The sequence below is a fragment of the Rossellomorea sp. ABR4_004 genome, assembly GCF_056159585.1.
In genome coordinates, this window is sequence record NZ_JBSWVM010000001.1 from 1,546,764 (window position 1) to 1,564,957 (window position 18,194).

At 41.5% G+C, this 18,194-nt stretch carries 20 protein-coding genes and 1 riboswitch; of the genes, 3 read left to right on the top strand and 17 right to left on the bottom strand.

Annotated features, from left to right (window positions below):
• Positions 1-12 precede the first annotated feature (12 nt).
• The 17 genes from sufC to ACXAF2_RS08255 form a co-directional block, all read right to left on the bottom strand.
• The gene (sufC, locus tag ACXAF2_RS08175) at positions 13-798 is read right to left on the bottom strand and encodes a Fe-S cluster assembly ATPase SufC (protein WP_044338171.1); all 786 of its coding nucleotides are present in this window, start codon (positions 796-798) and stop codon (positions 13-15) included.
• 338 nt (positions 799-1,136) lie between these two features.
• Positions 1,137-1,283 (bottom strand): YuzK family famiily protein, encoded by a 147-nt coding sequence (locus ACXAF2_RS08180; protein ID WP_475138108.1) that lies wholly within the window; start codon positions 1,281-1,283, stop codon positions 1,137-1,139.
• Between the two features lie 913 nt (positions 1,284-2,196).
• A complete protein-coding gene (locus tag ACXAF2_RS08185) occupies positions 2,197-2,562 on the bottom strand; it encodes a carboxymuconolactone decarboxylase family protein (RefSeq protein ID WP_187443384.1) in 366 nt (121 codons plus the stop codon).
• Positions 2,563-2,700: 138 nt separating this feature from the next.
• Entirely contained in the window at positions 2,701-3,522 is an 822-nt protein-coding gene (locus tag ACXAF2_RS08190) for a MetQ/NlpA family ABC transporter substrate-binding protein (RefSeq protein WP_475138109.1), read from the bottom strand.
• Between the two features lie 15 nt (positions 3,523-3,537).
• Positions 3,538-4,206: a methionine ABC transporter permease gene (locus ACXAF2_RS08195; RefSeq protein WP_148970063.1), complete on the bottom strand. Its 669-nt coding sequence runs from the start codon at positions 4,204-4,206 to the stop codon at positions 3,538-3,540.
• Positions 4,203-5,225 carry a methionine ABC transporter ATP-binding protein gene (locus ACXAF2_RS08200; protein ID WP_475138110.1) on the bottom strand — a complete coding sequence of 341 codons (1,023 nt, stop codon included), beginning with the start codon at positions 5,223-5,225 and terminating at the stop codon, positions 4,203-4,205. Before ACXAF2_RS08200 ends, ACXAF2_RS08195 begins: the two co-directional genes overlap by 4 nt.
• Positions 5,226-5,374: 149 nt before the next feature.
• A riboswitch (SAM riboswitch) is annotated at positions 5,375-5,481 on the bottom strand.
• 110 nt (positions 5,482-5,591) lie between these two features.
• Positions 5,592-5,942, bottom strand: a complete 351-nt coding sequence (locus ACXAF2_RS08205) for an SCP2 sterol-binding domain-containing protein (RefSeq protein ID WP_475138111.1) — start codon at positions 5,940-5,942, stop codon at positions 5,592-5,594.
• A 278-nt stretch (positions 5,943-6,220) separates the two neighbouring features.
• Positions 6,221-6,535: a thioredoxin family protein gene (locus ACXAF2_RS08210; RefSeq protein ID WP_475139150.1), complete on the bottom strand. Its 315-nt coding sequence runs from the start codon at positions 6,533-6,535 to the stop codon at positions 6,221-6,223.
• A 5-nt stretch (positions 6,536-6,540) separates the two neighbouring features.
• On the bottom strand, positions 6,541-6,900 hold the full coding sequence (locus ACXAF2_RS08215) for a toprim domain-containing protein (RefSeq protein WP_148970066.1): 360 nt from the start codon (positions 6,898-6,900) through the stop codon (positions 6,541-6,543).
• A 182-nt stretch (positions 6,901-7,082) separates the two neighbouring features.
• Positions 7,083-7,319 carry a YusG family protein gene (locus tag ACXAF2_RS08220; RefSeq protein WP_475138112.1) on the bottom strand — a complete coding sequence of 79 codons (237 nt, stop codon included), beginning with the start codon at positions 7,317-7,319 and terminating at the stop codon, positions 7,083-7,085.
• 98 nt (positions 7,320-7,417) lie between these two features.
• The gene (gene gcvH / locus ACXAF2_RS08225) at positions 7,418-7,801 is read right to left on the bottom strand and encodes a glycine cleavage system protein GcvH (protein ID WP_044338178.1); all 384 of its coding nucleotides are present in this window, start codon (positions 7,799-7,801) and stop codon (positions 7,418-7,420) included.
• Positions 7,802-7,929: 128 nt separating this feature from the next.
• Positions 7,930-8,286, bottom strand: coding sequence for an arsenate reductase family protein (locus ACXAF2_RS08230; RefSeq protein WP_475138113.1), 357 nt, complete (start codon positions 8,284-8,286; stop codon positions 7,930-7,932).
• A gap of 117 nt (positions 8,287-8,403) precedes the next feature.
• Positions 8,404-8,706 carry an ArsR/SmtB family transcription factor gene (locus tag ACXAF2_RS08235; RefSeq protein WP_475138114.1) on the bottom strand — a complete coding sequence of 101 codons (303 nt, stop codon included), beginning with the start codon at positions 8,704-8,706 and terminating at the stop codon, positions 8,404-8,406.
• Positions 8,707-8,738: 32 nt separating this feature from the next.
• Positions 8,739-9,518, bottom strand: a complete 780-nt coding sequence (locus tag ACXAF2_RS08240; protein ID WP_475138115.1) for an SDR family NAD(P)-dependent oxidoreductase — start codon at positions 9,516-9,518, stop codon at positions 8,739-8,741.
• A gap of 157 nt (positions 9,519-9,675) precedes the next feature.
• The gene (locus tag ACXAF2_RS08245) at positions 9,676-11,460 is read right to left on the bottom strand and encodes an acyl-CoA dehydrogenase family protein (RefSeq protein WP_475138116.1); all 1,785 of its coding nucleotides are present in this window, start codon (positions 11,458-11,460) and stop codon (positions 9,676-9,678) included.
• A 70-nt stretch (positions 11,461-11,530) separates the two neighbouring features.
• Positions 11,531-12,709: an acetyl-CoA C-acetyltransferase gene (locus ACXAF2_RS08250; protein ID WP_475138117.1), complete on the bottom strand. Its 1,179-nt coding sequence runs from the start codon at positions 12,707-12,709 to the stop codon at positions 11,531-11,533.
• Positions 12,710-12,746: 37 nt separating this feature from the next.
• Positions 12,747-15,131: a 3-hydroxyacyl-CoA dehydrogenase/enoyl-CoA hydratase family protein gene (locus ACXAF2_RS08255; RefSeq protein WP_475138118.1), complete on the bottom strand. Its 2,385-nt coding sequence runs from the start codon at positions 15,129-15,131 to the stop codon at positions 12,747-12,749.
• A 245-nt stretch (positions 15,132-15,376) separates the two neighbouring features.
• Between ACXAF2_RS08255 and ACXAF2_RS08260 the strand changes: the two genes are divergently transcribed.
• The 3 genes from ACXAF2_RS08260 to ACXAF2_RS08270 all read left to right on the top strand — a co-directional run bounded on the left by ACXAF2_RS08260 (position 15,377) and on the right by ACXAF2_RS08270 (position 18,177).
• The gene (locus tag ACXAF2_RS08260; RefSeq protein WP_475138119.1) at positions 15,377-16,978 is read left to right on the top strand and encodes a bifunctional metallophosphatase/5'-nucleotidase; all 1,602 of its coding nucleotides are present in this window, start codon (positions 15,377-15,379) and stop codon (positions 16,976-16,978) included.
• A gap of 67 nt (positions 16,979-17,045) precedes the next feature.
• A complete protein-coding gene (locus tag ACXAF2_RS08265; RefSeq protein WP_475138120.1) occupies positions 17,046-17,183 on the top strand; it encodes a YuzL family protein in 138 nt (45 codons plus the stop codon).
• A gap of 367 nt (positions 17,184-17,550) precedes the next feature.
• Positions 17,551-18,177 (top strand): YczE/YyaS/YitT family protein, encoded by a 627-nt coding sequence (locus ACXAF2_RS08270; RefSeq protein ID WP_475138121.1) that lies wholly within the window; start codon positions 17,551-17,553, stop codon positions 18,175-18,177.
• Positions 18,178-18,194 lie beyond the last annotated feature (17 nt).

Below are 18,194 nucleotides of genomic sequence, written 5' to 3' on the forward strand. Positions count from 1 at the left end.
TCCCCCTAACACTTACGCTTCTTGGCCAACAGTTTCGTCTTTGATTCCTAACTCTTCTTTAATCCAGTCATATCCTTCTGCTTCAAGGCGTTGAGCTAATTCTTCCCCGCCTGATTTCACAATGCGTCCTTGCATCATAACGTGAACATGATCAGGAGTGATGTAGTTAAGAAGACGCTGATAGTGAGTGATGATCAAGCAACCGAAATCCTCACCGCGCATTTTATTGATTCCTTTTGATACAACTTTAAGGGCATCGATATCAAGACCAGAGTCAATCTCGTCAAGAATGGCAATCTTAGGTTGTAACATCATTAATTGAAGGATTTCATTACGCTTCTTCTCTCCACCAGAGAATCCTTCATTTAAGTAACGCTGTGCCATATCCGGATCCATTTCCAGGTATTCCATTTCGGAATCCATTTTGCGGATGAATTTCATAAGAGAAATCTCTTCGCCTTCTTCGCGACGGCTGTTGATTGCTGAACGTAAGAAGTCTGCATTTGTTACACCGTTGATTTCGCTTGGATACTGCATTGCAAGGAATAGACCTACGCGAGCGCGCTCATCCACTTCCATTTCAAGCACATCTTCACCGTCAAAGTGAATGCTTCCTTTTGTCACTTCATACTTTGGATGACCCATGATAGCAGAAGATAAAGTAGATTTACCTGTACCATTTGGTCCCATTACTGCGTGGATCTCGCCACCTTTAATTTCAAGGTTAACCCCTTTCAGGATTTCCTTTCCTTCAATCTCAACATGAAGATCTTTAATTGTTAAAGTAGAACCTGCCATGTGTATTTACCTCCGTGACTTTATAATGAATTTAAGAATTAAATTCTTTAATCATTCTCAATTTATTCTCATTCTAATCTTATAACAAATAAAAGCTATAATCAACTTTTTCAACTATACAGATAGTGTAAACTTGACAAGATAATCCTTTTCTATTGTTAGCTTAAAATAAAGGAAAGATGTAGGGATTTCTTGTCCGGTTTATTGCCATTGGGAACATACCGATACTGATATAAAGTGAAACGTATGAGAATGTCCGCTTATTGAGGATTAACGTTGATTGCATAACAATAAAAAACCAGTGCATCCTCTACACTGGTTTCCTTTTTTCTTCCTTATTATATATTAGCATGCACCTTACGATCAAGTGCCGCAATCATTCTTCTGCTTTCCTTATATTCCTGCTCTCTTCTTTTCTCTACTTGCATTCTGACATCATGCTTTCGTTTGTACACCTCATAACCAATCCCATGGGCTCCATGCATTGCTTTTTCCATTTCACTTGTGTACGAGATACTCTCAAGAGAGTCGATAATGAATCATTCCTTTCAGGTTTTTAATTACTTTACAACTATACTACCCCCTCGCTCACAAGACAAAACCAGTATAGGGTCATTTTTTCTTAAATTCATCCTTTTCACCCTAACCTCAAGGGGTTACCTTTAAGTTTTCACAAAATTCCGCCATTATACTGCCAATTAATAGCTATATTAATAAAAATTTATCTTTTTGAATAAGAATTCATTTTTGGAAGGCTATTTTCGTAAAGTTTGTTGCTATTGTAGAGGAGAAAGCAATAGTTGATTTCCGCTACAGGATGCTCGCTTTCCCCGGGGCTGGCGGTGAGCCTCCTCGGCTGCGCCTCCGGGGTCTCACCTGTCCAGCTATTCCCGCAGGAGTCGATCATCCTGCAGCGAGAATAAACTTTCTGAGCATGAACCCTTAATGGAAAACCATTAAAACAAGAATTTTAGTAAACAATCTTATGTAAGGTAAGTAGAGATTGATTTTCCTTTTAAGGAAGAAGAATTTTTCTATTGCCTTGTTTTATTGCACACCTTGAAGCTCTGTCATGAAAATTCCATTAAAGATGGTGAGGGAACTGCGCAGACTCCTGCAGAAGTACGGGCGTGCCGAGACCCCGTTCGGCTAAGCTGAGGAGGCTTGGCCGAACGCTAGCTGCAAGCGGAGCAGTTCCCCTCACCATCTAACATAAACTGGTTGACAGAGCCCTCTCAGATTCATGTTAATAAATAAAAAACTTTACGAATAGAACCTATTGAATAGATCCAATAAAGAACTTTACCTCTTCTACTACAAATAGAAGTTTGGTTGTTGAACCATCAAATTTCTTCAAAAAATCAAGGAGGATTTCTCCCCCTTGATTTTATCGTTCACTTATTGCTTTAACTGATTCAAATCCTGAATCGATTGCTGGATTAATGTGACAGCCTGACTCATGACCGCTCCGCCTCCAAATGCAGCTGTTACTCCGATTGCTTCAAGGATTTCTTCTTCTGAACATCCTTGATCAAGGCATCCTTTTGTGTGGTAGATGATGCAATATTCATCCTGGGAATAAAGACTGATTCCTAATGCGATCAACTGCTTTTCTTTTTTAGAAAGAACTCCTTCTCTAAAGCAGTGCTCAGTGAATGTATTATACTGTTCGGCAAGCTCAGGCATTTTTTCAGTGAAGATTCCAAGTCCCATTTTATAATCATGAAGGGCAGCTTCTGTTGTATTTCTTGGTTCCATCTGCATTTCAATCAGCTCCATTTCTGAAATAGATTCATCGAAAATAGTATGAACCAATCAGGATATGATTATGTTAAAAAGTTTGGGTAGACCTTTCAATGAAAAACCCGATTCTGTACAGTGACAGAATCGGGTTTGCACACTTTATTCACTTACCGGCACAACCGCGCCATCCCATTCTTCATTAATGAAGTCCTGGATTTCTTTCGAACGCAAAGCTTCCACTAGAGCTTTTACTTCCTCTTTGCTTTCATCCCCTTTGTTAACTGCAATCACATTCACATAAGGAGAGTTACTATCTTCAATGGCAATTGAATCTTCAAGAGGCTTCAATCCTGCATCAATGGCATAGTTAGAATTTATGACAACCGCGTCCCCTTCTTCATTTTCATACATTTGTGGGAGAAGGGCTGCTTCGTACTCATAATCAAATTGAAGGTTTCTAGGGTTTTCTTTAATGTCTTCAAGTTGGGCTTGCGTATTTTCCACCCCATCCTTTAACGTGATGAGGCCTTTTTTCTCTAATAATGTAAGGATACGTCCATGATCCGATACAGAGTTACTCATTAAGATCGTAGCGCCTTCAGGAAGCTCCTCGAGAGATTTGTATTTTTTAGAATAAACACCGATCGGCTCAATATGAATTCCACCTGCATTGACAAAATCGTAATCATTTTCCTTTATTTGCAAATCCATATAAGGTGTGGTTTGGAAATAGTTTGCGTCAATGTCTCCATTATCCAGATCTTTATTAGGGAGGATATAGTCTTGATACGTTTCAATTTGCAAGTCGATCCCTTTCTCTTCTAAAACAGGCTTCACTTTTTCAAGGATTTCAGCATGTGGAATATTAGAAGCTCCTACTACCAATTCCTTTTCGTCATTTCCAGAGCCTGAGCCGCCCCCACATGCTGCCAAACCAAAAATACTTGTTGCTGCTATAACTCCTGCTACCCATTTTTTCATTAAATTTCTCTCCTTTTATCGTTTATCTAATTTATTTGTAAAGAAATCACCCAATATCTGAATTGCAAACACAATGAGTAAAATCATAATGGTTGCGGCGATCGTCACGTCTTCCCTGCTTCGTTGGAAGCCGTCTAAATAAGCTAAGTTACCAAGTCCTCCTGCTCCGATGACCCCTGCCATTGCCGTGTATCCAACAAGGGCTATGGCTGTCACCGTAATCCCTGAAATCAAAGCCGGCATGGATTCAGGTATGAGTACCTTCCATATAATTGTGCTCGTCTTCGCCCCCATCGCTTTCGCTGCCTCGATGACGCCTTTGTTCACTTCTCTTAAAGCTATTTCTACCATGCGGGCGTAAAATGGAGCAGCCCCGATGATCAGTGCGGGCAGAGCTGCATTCGCTCCACGGATTGTGTCCAATAAAAACTTGGTGAACGGAATTAACAGCACGATCAATATAATGAATGGAATCGATCTGAACACATTTACGACTGCACTTGTTATCGTATATGTCAGTTTGTTATCCCATAGATTTTCTTTGGAAGTAAGGAAGAGTAAAATCCCAAGGATCATTCCGAGTACAAAGGTAATCAATACAGACATCCCGGTCATATACAGGGTTTCGAGAGTTGCTTCCCACATCTTCTCCCAATCTACATTTGGAAATAAATTTTCAATCACCCTCTCAACACCTCCACTTGAACCAGTTGCGTATGAGCAAACGCCAATGCATCGTTAATGGTTTGTTCATCCCCATCAAGGTGAACAAATAACGTTCCATAGGCACCTTTTTGGGTTTGGGAGATTTGTCCTTGCAGGATGTTTACGCCTAAATCAAACTTCCTTATCAGCGTGGTGATGAGCGGCTGCTCAGTTGATTCACCTACAAAAGTAAATTTGAGCACTTTTCCATTAGGATATTGGGTCAGTAAGTGATCAATGGTTTCACCCGTTTCCTTTACCTCCGAGACTTCTCTTACGAAACGCTTTGTCACTTGCTCTTGTGGATTTCTGAACACTTCCAATACACCCCCGAGTTCCACGACTTTTCCCTGTTCCATGACTGCAACACGGTGACAGATCTTCTGGATCACGTGCATTTCATGAGTGATCAGGACAATCGTCAGCCCTAAGCGTTTATTAATATCCACCAATAAATCAAGGATGGAATCGGTTGTTTGTGGATCTAAAGCGGAAGTAGCCTCATCACATAGAAGGACATCGGGATTGTTAGCAAGGGATCTTGCAATCCCCACTCGTTGTTTCTGTCCGCCGCTCAGTTGAGACGGATAGGCATCTCCTCTGCCTTCCAAACCTACAAGCTTCAATAATTCATTAGCTCTTTGAACTCTCTCTTTCTTTGATACTCCAGCAATTTCTAATGGGAACTGGATATTTTCTATTACAGTACGAGACCAGAGGAGATTAAAGTGTTGAAAAATCATGCCTATTGACTGTCTTGCTTCCCTCAGTTTTTTCCCCTTTACCTGGGAAACGATTTGACCATTCACGTCCACTATCCCATCTGTAGGAACTTCAAGACCATTAAGCATCCGGATCAGCGTACTCTTACCTGCCCCACTATAGCCAATCACCCCAAAAATTTCTCCTTGGGCAATATCAATGTTGACCCCATCAACGGCTGAGATCGGACCCGATTTGGATTGATATATTTTCTTCACATCTGAAATGGTAATCATGTTGTATGCCACCTTCTTTCGGAGTAAAACGACCTGTTTAATCAGAATTATAGTTGTACTTACCTGATGTTTCCTGCTCCTTTTTCTAAAAGCAAAAAAATGCCTTCCTGCGATAAGCAGAAAGGCATAATCATATAGGACTATCCTTTCTCTCATCTTTCAAAGCAAATGCTTTGAGTGAATTGGCACCATTTCAATTTTCATTGACGGTTGCCGGGCTTCATAGGGCACGTCCCTCCACCTCTCTAAATAAGAGTAAAGTATATTATTAAATTATTTGAATAGTTAAAGACTCTGAAAATTTGCTACAAGAGAGATTCTATCACCGGATATAGAGTGTGTCAATTATTTTTTTCTGCTTGATGTTTAAACTTCAACGGGCTCTTTTTCTCTGGATCTTGTTAGCCAAAGAACCGACTCCACAAATAAGAGCGGGCGATATCCTCCCCTTACTTCCAGGGACCCCTCCTCAATCAGCTGAGACAAGCGCTCTTCTCCTGTTAGTAATGAAACCACTGTTTCCTCCATTCCTTCAATGACGAAATGAGCCTCCCTATTCAAATCATCCAACACTGTGCACCCCTTGCTCGAAATCGAAATACCGTACAATTTTTTTCCACAATCAAACTGAAGAATAAACGGGCTATCTGGAAATAAGAGTCGTAAGTGATACCTTGAATGACATTGATCTACTAATTCCTCTAAATTTATTCGCATGAATACCCTCCCAGTGAAACTTCTATATAATTACAATTCCACTTTTAGGTATTTTCCCCTCTTATACTTTCTCGACATGTTTTGAACAGATCCATCTAATTTGTCGAACAGTAAGAATTTGGATGATAACCAGTCAAAAAATGATGTCATTCGCAACATTTCCCGAGAAATATGTCTTCGTATGTAGAAAGAAAATCGTTCTATAATTGGATTTCATGAAGAAATAGGTGAATGTAGACAAATAAAAAAGACCTTCTCCCAAAAGGTCTCTTATCCCTTTAACTATCCACCGTCTTGTTTAGGGTTTCATATAAAAATGGTACGGATTGAAAAGCATAAATCCTTTCCTGTTCAACGCCATCTTTAAATAAAAGTAGACAGGGTACACTTTCGATGGATTGCTCTTCTGCAAATTGGGGCAAGTAATTCAGGTTTGCCTTCGAAAAATGAAAGGATTGTGGAAGCTTCTCCACGACGTCAATCATCTTGCTTGCAACCTGACAGGTACCACACATCGGTGTATATAAATAAACAGCTTCGAACGCATGGTCTTCTATCGATTGTTTTAAAATTTCGGTACTACTTACCTCAATCAAAACTAGATCATCCTTTTTCCTAAAAATTCTTTATGAACGTCTATATTAGCTCCAATAAGAACGGATGCGAGGTGATACTCCGGAGCTGCGGCCACTTCCTTGTACATTCGATCAATATACAAATGTTCAGCTTCAGGAAACTCACGTTTAAATTGCTTACGTAGTTTTTCCCCTGCATCATCAGCATCTACTAATATATAGACATCCCTTTCCAATAAAGCATCAATGAGTTCGTCCATTTTCGTAATGCTAATGGTCCCGTTTGTACAAATAATTTCAATCGGTTCTTTAATGATATCTCTTACTTTTCGTTTGTCCGTTGTCCCTTCGACAATGATTACTTTTTCGTCAAGTTCCATCATGATCATCACCTTATCTTTCATAAATAAGATTACGATAGTATATTCAAATAACAAGAGATGATGTCCACTTTCTACTTATATTTTCTCATGTTTATAAAAAAAAGTGCAAGCGGTTTGCATAAACCATCTAATTTATACAAATGGTGCCAGATTCGCAAATGAATCTGGCACCACGAGCCTTTCTAACACCAGCCACCCTCATCACAATCGGTATATCTTGCTTGATCGCCTTCTGTGGAGGTATAGTTTTGATATATTTTATTTTCTCTTGCTTCAAAGTTCGGCTCCATGGTTATTCCGTCAAGAGGCAAAGCCATTCTGCCGATCGGCTGATTATCCAAATATAATTCTACTTCACCATCTTTAAGTTTTCCTGTCACTCTATTGGTTACATCTAATTTCCTAGGCTCAAGTACCATTGGTATTCATCCTTTCTATGTGAAAAAACGTCTACTTATATGGTACCCAAAATAAAAAACAAAACACCTTGAGAAATTCTCAAGGTGCATGGAACAAATTACCCTTCATTAATCATTTCGTCATACTGTTCAGCTGTCATAAGCTTGTCTACTTCTCCAGCATCTGAAGGTTCAACAACGATCATCCATGCTTTTTCATAAGGTGATTCGTTCACGAATTCAGGGCTATCTGATAGCTCTTCATTCACTTCTACCACCTTACCAGATACAGGTGCATATAGCTCAGAAACGGTTTTAACCGATTCAACACTACCGAATGGCTCGTCCGCTTTGATCTCATCTCCAACCTCTGGTAACTCAACGAATACGATATCGCCCAGTTCAGATTGTGCAAATGATGTGATTCCTACGCGTACATTTTCCCCTTCAACCTTGACCCACTCATGTTCTTCTGAATAACGAAGTTCTTTCGGTGTACTCATTCTCTATCCCTCCAAATGCTAGTTATACAACCTAATATTGACACACTTTTCATTGAAAAAGCAAGAAAACTAAGCGCGAATAATGAAACTTTTTCATTGTCCATGATTTGGTAATCGCAGACCTCTTTTTACTTCCAGGTTTCTTCAAAGGTTTCTTCCTTGAAACCTACTGTCACCTTGTTTCCATCTGTTGTAATTGGACGCTTGATCAGCATCCCGTCTGAGGAAAGAATTTCTAATAATTCCTCATCAGAAGCAGAGTTCACTTTATCCTTCAAGCCTAGTTCACGATACTTTTTACCACTTGTATTGAAGAACTTTTTAAGAGATAACTCACTCTTTTCATATAGGCTTTTGAGCTCTTCTTTTGACGGCGGGTTTTCCACAATATGTATTTCATTCATTGCTAAATCTTGATCTTCCAGCCACTTCTTTGCTTTGCGGCATGTACCACACTTGGGATAAGAATAAAAAGTCAATGACATCATTCCACCACCTTTCACTATGATCTGGATGAAGCAAGGCTCCATCCAGCATTCTGTATTGCACGAATCTATCTCTACATTCGACAATATTCATTATTATCCTTCTTTTGTGAAACATTACTCACATTGTTTTTCAACCGTCTCAACCAGTTCCTTCAGAAGGACGGTTGCATTTTCCAATTCAAGAGAATAGAAGCGCTGCGTGCCCTTTTGCTCTAGTGACACTAATTGCTGATCTCTCAGGATCTTTAGATGGTGAGAAACAGCAGGGCGCGATAATGTTAGATTTTCAGTTATTTGATTGACCGTAAGAGGTTCTTGTTCGGCAAGAAGTAATATTATGTCCTGACGATAAGGATCACTCAGTGCTTGGAATAATGGAATGCAAGCACGAAATGTATCGATTGCTTTTTGACCCATAGTCTTCTCCCTTCAAACTCATTCACATACAATTATACCCGTTCTTGTACTTTACGAACAATATTTGCGACCAATTTCCTCGGCATAAATCGAACGGATTGAGTCAGCATTCTGTTTTTAAAACCCGGGATGATAACGGTTTTGTTCTTCGTCATCATTTGGTAATACCCCTCTTCTACCACTTCTTCGACACTCATCACATCAGACTGAAATAGTTTTGAAGACTGCAGGTCAGCTGCATCGCTGAATCCCGTTTGGGTAGCTCCGGGACACAAAGCGGTCACTTTCACTCCGTGTGGTCCCCATTCATTCGCCAGAGCTTCTGAGAATGAAAGGACATACGCTTTTGTAGCATAGTAAACGGCCATTAACGGACCCGGCTGGAATGCGGCTGTTGATGCTACATTTAGGATTTGTCCACGTTTTTCGTTTACCATTTCTTTTCCAAAATACTTACTTAGCTCGGTAAGGGCAGTAATATTCACTTGAATCATGTCCAGCTCTTTTGAGAGCACTGTTTGATCGAATTCACCAAACAAACCGAAGCCTGCATTATTGATTAGGAAATCAACGTGGATCCCTTTTGCTTTGACTTCTTCATATAACGTTTCAGATGCTCCTGGTTTGGAAAGGTCTGATGGTATGACATAGGATTTCACACCGTACTTACTTTCTATTTCTTTTGATAGAGTACGAAGTTTCTCCTCACTTCTTGCTACAAGAATCACATCATGACCTGAACCTGCAAATTTATGACTAAAGTGCAAACCTATACCACTTGAAGCACCTGTAATTAAAACGGTTTTATTCATCTATGATTACCACCTTATCTTTAATGTTTAAACACTTAAACGTTTAAGTGTTTAAACATATAATAATTCACTGTGATAGGTATGTCAAGTTGGGAGATTTACTTTACACATAAAGGGACGGACCTCCATTCAGAGGTCCGTCCCTTTAACTACTTAATTATACTGTATATTTTTCTGCGTCGATCAGCTTTTCTGATGCTGCACGTTTGACTGCAATCACGTTGATTGGCGTATGGCGGGTAAATTTACGCAGTGCTGAGAGCATCATGCGCAGTGTGTCACCTGTTTCAGTTGCTACCAGCGTTTCTTTTGCATGCTGTTCAATCTCGTTGAATGCCTCTTGACAGAAGATTTGTGTGTAAAGAAGTTTTTGCTGAGCTTTCTCTACTCCACCTTTCTGAATCGCTTTTTCTGTTCTGAGAACAACGGACTCCATCGCGTATGCGTTTGAAACGATATCAGCAATGTTCACAAGGATTTCCTGCTCTTTTTCAAGAGCTTTACCGAATTTTTGAGCCGCTAAGCCCGATAGCATCAAGCCGATTTTCTTCGCATTTTTCACAAGGTATTTTTCTTGAGCAAGCGGTTCATCTCCTACTTCTTCAGGCATAAGCATCATTAATTCCTCTTGAAGGGCCTGTGCTTTTTGAAGTAATGGAAGTTCACCTTTCATTGCTTTACGAAGGTACGTACCAGGAACCAGAAGACGGTTGATTTCATTCGTTCCTTCAAAAATACGGTTGATACGGGAGTCACGGTACATTCTTTCAATCTCGTATTCCTGCATGAACCCGTATCCTCCGTGAAGTTGAACACCTTCATCGACTACATAATCCAGTACTTCTGTTGCGAAGAATTTATTCAGTGAACACTCAATGGCGTATTCTGCAATCGATTTTGCCACTTCAGTTCCATTCTTCACTTCTTCATCCGTAAGTTTGCTCATACGCTCCTCGAACAATCCTACTGTACGGTAAACGGAGCTTTCTGCTGCGTATAATTTTGCCGCCATTGTCGATAATTTTTCTTTTGTTAAGTTAAATCCAGAGATTGGCGTTTTGAATTGCTGACGTTGGTTTGTGTATTGTACAGTTACTTCAAACGCACGTTTGCTTGCTCCAACAGCACCCACCCCTAATTTATAGCGGCCGATGTTTAAGATATTAAAAGCAATGATGTGACCTTTCCCTGCATCACCAAGAAGATTTTCTACTGGAATTTCAGCATCTTCCAGGATTAATGTACGGGTGGATGAGCTTTTGATACCCATTTTCTTCTCTTCCGGACCAGTTGAAACGCCAGGGAACTCTTTTTCTACGATGAACGCCGAGAAATGCTCCCCATCGATTTTTGCATACACAACGAATACATCAGCAAATGCAGAGTTTGTGATCCACTGTTTTTCACCATTTAAAATATAGTGAGTACCTTCTGCATTCAATTTAGCTGTCGTTTTAGCACCCAGGGCATCTGAACCTGAACCCGGCTCCGTTAATGCGTATGCTGCCAGTTTTTCACCAGTCGCCAATGGAGGAAGGTATTTTTGCTTTTGCTCTTCATTACCGAACAGAACGATTGGCAGTGACCCGATCCCAACGTGTGCACCGTGAGAGATGGAGAATCCGCCTGCACGTGACATTTTTTCAGCAATCAGTGCAGAGCTTACTTTATCCAATCCCAATCCGCCGTACTCTTCAGGAACATCTGCACCCAGAAGTCCAAGATCCCCCGCTTCTTTTAACAGGCGAACAGAGTGGTCAAATTCATGGTTTTCCAGATTATCGATGACAGGTACCACTTCATTTAATACATAATCCTCGGTTGTTTTGGCAATCATTTTTTGTTCATCGGAGTATTCCTCCGGTGTGAAAACTTGCTCACAGCTTACATCTTCAATTAAAAAACTTCCACCTTTGATCAGCTTTTCTGTTTGATTCGCCATTTCGAATCCCCCTAAAAATTATTATTTTGAAGGAGCAGGGGGCCTCGGTATTCGAGGTCCGTCCCTCCTATTAACCTATTAATTCAAAGACGCCGGCTGCTCCCATTCCGCCGCCGATGCACATGGTGACGATACCGAATTGCTGGTTTCTGCGTTTCATTTCATGTACAAGGGAAAGGGTCAGCTTGGCACCTGTACAACCAAGTGGATGACCAAGAGCGATGGCTCCACCGTTTACGTTCACTTTTTCTTCGTCCAGACCCAGCTGACGAATGACTTGGATGGATTGAGAAGCGAATGCTTCGTTCAGCTCAAATAGTCCGATATCCGACAGCTCCAACCCTGCCATCTTCAATGCACGTGGAATCGCTTCGACTGGACCGATACCCATGATTTCCGGTGGCACTCCGGCTACTGCAAAGCTTCTGAACTTCGCCATTGGTTGGAGTCCTAATGAACCAGCCTTTTCTCTATCCATTACCATGACAGCTGCTGCTCCGTCACTCGTCTGGGAAGAGTTCCCTGCCGTTACAGAGCCCTTCACATTGAAAGCCGGGCGTAACTTAGCCAGAACTTCCGAGCTTGTTTCAGCCCGTACACCTTCATCTTTTGAAAACTGGAATGATTTCTCCACCAGTTTATTTTCATTGCTTACTGAACGATGAAGCACATCAACCGGTACGATTTCATCGTCGAATTTCCCTGCGGCAATCGCTTTTGCCGCTTTTTGGTGACTTCTTACCGCAAATGCATCCTGATCTTCTCGGGATACACCGAACTTCCTTGCCACCTGCTCGGCTGTATGCCCCATACTCATATAGTATTGAGGCGCATTTTCTGCGAGCTTGGCATTGGGACGGACTACGTGACCCATCATGGGAACAAGACTCATGGATTCAGCTCCACCTGCAATCGCTGTATCTGAGTGCCCAAGCATGATTTTTTCTGCAGCATAAGCAATGGATTGCAGTCCAGATGAACAATAACGGTTAATCGTGATTGCCGGTACTGAATCAGGCAAGCCCGCAAGGCCACCGATATTTCTTGCCATGTTTAACCCTTGTTCTGCTTCAGGCATCGCACATCCGATGATCAGATCATCGATATTGCCTTCATAGTTTCCTGCACGTTTGAGGGTTTCTTTAACTACAAGTGCCCCAAGATCATCTGGACGCACCTGTGCTAATGATCCTTTTCTTGATTTTCCGACTGGTGTTCTTGCACCAGCAACAATGACTGCTTCGCGCATGAAATTCCCCCGCTTTCTAATATGGTATAAACGCTGATTAATTGCGTAATGGTTTTCCTTTTACAAGCATGTGCTGCATCCTTTGTTGTGATTTCGGCTGAGCAACAAGACTCAGGAAGGCTTCCCTTTCAAGATCCAACAGGTACTGTTCGTCTACTTCTGTTCCATATGGTACTTTTCCACCTGCGATTACGTAAGCAAGCTTTTTCGCGATCATCAGATCGTGTTCTGAAATAAATCCTGATTGGAGCATGGATTGAGCTCCAAGAAGAAGAGTTGCATATCCCGTTTCACCCACAACAGGTACTTTCTTACGGATCGGTGCTGAATATCCACCTTCATATAGGTTTAGTGCAGCCTGTTTGGCATCGTATAACAGATGATCATTGTTTACACTTACTCCATCTGCTTTATTTAAGAAGTTGTTTTCCCTTGCTTCATCACCGGATGTGGATACCTTGGCCATAGCAATCGATTCGAATACTTTATTGGCTACTTTTTGCAGGTCGAATTCCACTCCATTTGGAAGGTTCGCTAAGTGCTTCATATAAAGCTCTTTGTTTCCGCCGCCTCCAGGAATCAATCCAACACCGACTTCCACTAAGCCCATGTACGTTTCCATTGAAGCCTGGATGTGGGCAGCCGGTAAGCAAACTTCGCTCCCTCCGCCTAATGTCATGCCGAATGGTGCTGCTACAACTGGTTTCGTTGAATATTTGATCTTCATCATCGCCTGCTGGAAGTGTCTGACGACCATATCGATTTCAAATACGTTGTCATCCTGTGCTTCCATTAGAATCATGGCAAGATTAGCTCCTACACAGAAGTTCTTGCCCTGGTTTCCAATAATGAGTCCTTTATAGTTCTTCTCTACTTCATCCACTGCAAAATTAATCATTTGCGTAATATCCATTCCAATGGCGTTATTTGGAGAATGGAATTCAAGTAGAGCGATTCCGTCACCGATATCAATTAAGCTTGCTCCCGAATTCTTTTTGATCAGCTTCCCTTGCGTCTTAAGCGCCTTTAAGTCGATCGCCTTCGGGTTTCGCTCTACAAGTTGGTAATCTCCATTGTGGTAGAAGTAACGCTCACCATTTTCTTCTTTATAGAAAGAGGTATGACCTTCAGCGAGCATCGTTTCCACCCACTCAGGTACCATGAGGCCTTCTTCCTTCATGCGAGTTACAGATTTTTCAACACCGATGGCATCCCATGTTTCAAATGGGCCCAATTCCCATCCGAAGCCCCACTTCATGGCCTGGTCGATGCCTACGATATCATCAGCGATTTCACCATGCAGCTGGGCTGAATAGTTTAACACCGGGGACACGATATTCCATAGAAGCGTGCCTGCTTGATCTTTCGCATACACAAGTGATTTTATTTTATTCTTTAATCCTTTTTCATTTTTCGCCATTTCAAGAGAGGCCGTTTTCAGCTTCTGACGTGGCTGATAATCCAACGTTTCAGGATTAAGCTCCAGGATCTCTTTTCCTTGTTTCAGGAAGAAGCCCTGTCCGCTCTTGCTTCCGAGCCATCCGTTTTCAAGCATCTTCTGCATGAAGGCCGGTACTTCAAACACTTTCTGCTCTTCACCTTCCACTTGGTCGTACACATTTTTCGCTACATGTGCGAATGTATCGAGCCCGACTACATCAAGTGTACGGAAAGTGGCACTTTTCGGCCTTCCGATCGTCGGTCCCGTGATAGAATCAACTTCTCCTACAGAGTAGCCGCCTTTCAACATTTCTTGAACAGTGATGAGCAATCCATACGTTCCGATGCGATTTGCTATGAAGTTCGGCGTATCTTTCGCCATCACGACACCCTTACCAAGGATGTCTTCACCAAATGTCTTCATGAAACTGACTACTTCCGGATCCGTTTTCTTCGTCGGAATCACTTCAAGAAGCTTTAAGTAGCGAGGCGGATTAAAGAAGTGCGTGCCTAAGAAATTCTTCTGGAAATCATCGCTTCGTCCTTCTGACATTGCCTCAATTGAAATCCCGGATGTATTTGAACTGATGATGCTACCCGGTTTCCGGTATCGTTCCACTTGCTCAAACACTTTCTTCTTGATATCTAAATTCTCAACGACTACCTCAATGACCCAGTCACAATCCCCGATATTCTGAAGATCATCCTCGAAGTTGCCTGCTGTAATGAGTGAAGCATTTTGCTTTGATGTCAATGGCGCCGGTTTTTGTTTAAAAAGCTTTTTTAAAGCGTTTTCACTAAATTGATTACGAAACGCCTTGCTCTCTTCTGTCAGACCCTTTGCTTTATGTTCGTCGGTTAATTCTCTTGGTACGATATCTAATAACATTGTCGGGATGCCGATATTTGCAAGATGAGCGGCAATTCCTGAACCCATGACTCCTGATCCTAACACTGCGGCTTTCTGAATTCTACGAACCATTGGTATTTCCCCCTTATACACACTTTGAATGAATACTCATTCATTTTTTACTCAAAAAAAAGACTCGAATGAGTTCCTGTTACATCTAATATAGCTGATTTTCTAAAATATCGCAATATTTAAAAGACTAAAAATGATAAATTTTACAAAAACTTTGATGTTTTTACGGTGTCAAGTTCTTTCTGAATAATGTAAACTTGATAACACAATTAGATACAGAAAATGTCAAGGATATGGAGGATCGAATGAAAAAGCAGACGACATCTATCACCATTCTAGAAACCAGTGATATACATGGCCACATATTCCCTTACTTATATGGAACGAAGAAAAAGGCGACCGTTGGATTAGGTAACATCGCTACCTATATAAGAGAAGTACGAAAACAGACCGGCAATCTGTTGGTCATAGATAACGGGGATCTCTATCAAGGCACCCCCCTTACTTATTATTATATGAAACAAGCTCGTCATTTGCCAAACCCTTTTGTTTCGATTTTACATGAATTGAATTATGATGCAGTCGTGATTGGCAATCATGAATTCAATTATGGGGTGGGACCCTTACGTAAAGCTCATCAAGAAGCAGAATATCCTTTTTTGGCCGCTAACATTCTCGATAAGGGGACCATGAAACCATTGTTCGGACTCCCTTACTTTATCAAAGTGTTCCCAAATGGGGTGAAAGCAGCTGTACTTGGTGTAACGACACATTATATTCCAAACTGGGAAAATCCCTCTCACATTGTCGATTTGTCATTTGAAGATGCCTTTACCTCCACACGGAATTGGGTTTCCTACATCCACACAGTAGAAAAACCTGACGTAATGATTGTTTCGTATCATGGGGGATTTGAAAAGGATATTCAAACCGGTTCCCCAACTGAACGACAAACTGGTGAAAACCAGGGCTATAAAATTTGTCATGAAGTAAAAGGAATTGATGTGCTGCTGACTGGTCATCAACACAGAAAGCTTGAGGGCACCATCAATGGGGTTTCAATCGTTCAGCCGGGAATGCATGGTGAGAGCATCGGAAAAGTGACGATTGAGTTAAAACATAACAAGCAAGGATGGACTATTATAAACAAAGAGCCCCAGGTCATTGCAATGGATGGAATTGAGGCCGATAAAAAGGTCCTTTCCATCGCCCGTGACATTGAAAGCAAAACACAATCCTGGCTGGACCAGCCCATAGGTAAGATTGAAGGAAATATGCAGATAGAAGATATATTCGAGGCTCGTATCAAGGAACATCCATTCATTGAGTTCATCCAGCGCGTCCAATTGGAGGCAGCAGACGTTTCCATTTCAGCAACGGCACTATTCAGTGAATCGCAACAGGGCCTGCCGAGTAATGTCACATTGAGGGACATCGTGTCTAACTACATCTATCCCAATACCTTAACCGTTCTTGAGCTGACAGGTAGAGACATACGACTTGCCCTTGAGCGCTCAGCATCTTATTTTGCTGTAAACCAAGAAGGTGGGCTTAGTGTGAACCCGGATTTCACCACCCCTAAGCCTCAGCATTATAATTATGATATGTGGGAAGGAATTGACTACGTGTTGAATATCAGCCATCCAATAGGAGAACGAGTCACTTCCCTCTTATGCAATGGGGAACCATTAGCAGAAGAACAGCACTATCAAGTCGTCATGAACAATTATCGTGCAGGAGGCGGTGGCGAATACACCATGTTCAAAAACAAGAAGATCATCAAAGAAATACAAATCGACATGACCGAGTTGATTGCTGACTACTTCCACAAGTATCAAACCATAAAAGCTGCCTGTAACCACAATTGGAAAGTTGTGGTCGACGAAGAGGGACGGACCTCATTTTGAGGTCCGTCCCTCTTCTTTTTCATAATTCTAAACGGATATGGGAATCTTAGTAATGGAGGTGTTCGACATGGCTAAGCATAAGAAAAATCCTTCCAAGGCTGGAGTGAGTGCAGCAAGCATGAAGGGAGACGCTGGTCCTACCGTTGAGATGTCCGGCGGAGGGAAAAGAAACAGTCAAAACAATCAATTTAAAAAGCAACCATAGTATTGTTCAGTAAAAACAGCACCTGATCTTTTTGATCGGGTGCTGTTTTTGTGTGGTATGGTGATGTGATAGTGTGTGATTGACGATTCAATTGTGATTTAAAAAGCTTTGGGAACTTTATCGACCGTTCGACAAATTCCGCTAAACGCAAACACTATTCCCTTGCCTTCCTAACCACACACACTAATCCCCAAATTTTCCCCCTCCCCATGCAAAAATTAACTTTGCCTTGTTCCCACTTTTACAGTAAACTAAGAATATAAATTTTAAGTTGTCAGACCTCCTACTTTATCAGCACCACCTAAGGTAGCTCGTCTGTTTTTTAAAGTACAGTAATGATAACGGTTACAGAGAAGGAGACTATATAATGAAGCGCAGACTTATGTTTTTTACGATTGGACTTTTTATTTTGACGATGGGGGTTGCCTTGATTATTAAATCTGGTCTTGGTGCTTCTGCCTGGGATGCCCTGGCCGTTGGGGAATCGAATATGTTTGGGATTACGGTTGGAACCGCAGTTTTCATAAATGGGATTGTACTGATCGGCCTTAATGCTCTTATTATGAAGAAGAAGCCTGATGTTTTGGCTGCGGGGTCCATTCTTGTGATTGGCCTTTTGATTGATTTTTGGTTACTGGTTGTCTTTAATAATTACGCTCCTGAGATGCTGATGAATCAGGTGTTCACCCTTGCTTCAGGGATTTTGACAATGGGACTTGGGATTGCGATTTACTTGCAGGCTAAATTCCCGGCAAGTCCGATGGATACACTTATGGTGGCCATCCATACGCGTTTCGGATTAAACCTTCGTAATTCGCGAATCATCAGTGAGGGATTTGCCCTGTCACTGGCATTCCTGTTTAAGGGAGATATCGGAATCGGTACGATCATTGTTACGCTCCTATTAGGATTCGTGGTTCAATATAGCTTCCCGATTTTTGAACAGCTCTTTGAAAGAAAATCAATGGGTAAAGCAACCGTTTCTGCTGACTAATCAATAATAGAAAAGCA

What these genes read in the sequence shown, in the direction of transcription:
- sufC (WP_044338171.1), bottom strand. Translation starts at nt 798, where the DNA reads ATGGCAGGTTCTACTTTAACAATTAAAGATCTTCATGTTGAGATTGAA.
- ACXAF2_RS08180 (WP_475138108.1), bottom strand. Translation starts at nt 1,283, where the DNA reads ATGCATGGAGCCCATGGGATTGGTTATGAGGTGTACAAACGAAAGCAT.
- ACXAF2_RS08185 (WP_187443384.1), bottom strand. Translation starts at nt 2,562, where the DNA reads ATGCAGATGGAACCAAGAAATACAACAGAAGCTGCCCTTCATGATTAT.
- ACXAF2_RS08190 (WP_475138109.1), bottom strand. Translation starts at nt 3,522, where the DNA reads ATGAAAAAATGGGTAGCAGGAGTTATAGCAGCAACAAGTATTTTTGGT.
- ACXAF2_RS08200 (WP_475138110.1), bottom strand. Translation starts at nt 5,225, where the DNA reads ATGATTACCATTTCAGATGTGAAGAAAATATATCAATCCAAATCGGGT.
- ACXAF2_RS08205 (WP_475138111.1), bottom strand. Translation starts at nt 5,942, where the DNA reads ATGCGAATAAATTTAGAGGAATTAGTAGATCAATGTCATTCAAGGTAT.
- ACXAF2_RS08215 (WP_148970066.1), bottom strand. Translation starts at nt 6,900, where the DNA reads ATGATGGAACTTGACGAAAAAGTAATCATTGTCGAAGGGACAACGGAC.
- ACXAF2_RS08220 (WP_475138112.1), bottom strand. Translation starts at nt 7,319, where the DNA reads ATGGTACTTGAGCCTAGGAAATTAGATGTAACCAATAGAGTGACAGGA.
- gcvH (WP_044338178.1), bottom strand. Translation starts at nt 7,801, where the DNA reads ATGAGTACACCGAAAGAACTTCGTTATTCAGAAGAACATGAGTGGGTC.
- ACXAF2_RS08230 (WP_475138113.1), bottom strand. Translation starts at nt 8,286, where the DNA reads ATGTCATTGACTTTTTATTCTTATCCCAAGTGTGGTACATGCCGCAAA.
- ACXAF2_RS08235 (WP_475138114.1), bottom strand. Translation starts at nt 8,706, where the DNA reads ATGGGTCAAAAAGCAATCGATACATTTCGTGCTTGCATTCCATTATTC.
- ACXAF2_RS08240 (WP_475138115.1), bottom strand. Translation starts at nt 9,518, where the DNA reads ATGAATAAAACCGTTTTAATTACAGGTGCTTCAAGTGGTATAGGTTTG.
- ACXAF2_RS08245 (WP_475138116.1), bottom strand. Translation starts at nt 11,460, where the DNA reads ATGGCGAATCAAACAGAAAAGCTGATCAAAGGTGGAAGTTTTTTAATT.
- ACXAF2_RS08250 (WP_475138117.1), bottom strand. Translation starts at nt 12,709, where the DNA reads ATGCGCGAAGCAGTCATTGTTGCTGGTGCAAGAACACCAGTCGGAAAA.
- ACXAF2_RS08255 (WP_475138118.1), bottom strand. Translation starts at nt 15,131, where the DNA reads ATGGTTCGTAGAATTCAGAAAGCCGCAGTGTTAGGATCAGGAGTCATG.
- ACXAF2_RS08260 (WP_475138119.1), top strand. Translation starts at nt 15,377, where the DNA reads ATGAAAAAGCAGACGACATCTATCACCATTCTAGAAACCAGTGATATA.
- ACXAF2_RS08265 (WP_475138120.1), top strand. Translation starts at nt 17,046, where the DNA reads ATGGCTAAGCATAAGAAAAATCCTTCCAAGGCTGGAGTGAGTGCAGCA.
- ACXAF2_RS08270 (WP_475138121.1), top strand. Translation starts at nt 17,551, where the DNA reads ATGAAGCGCAGACTTATGTTTTTTACGATTGGACTTTTTATTTTGACG.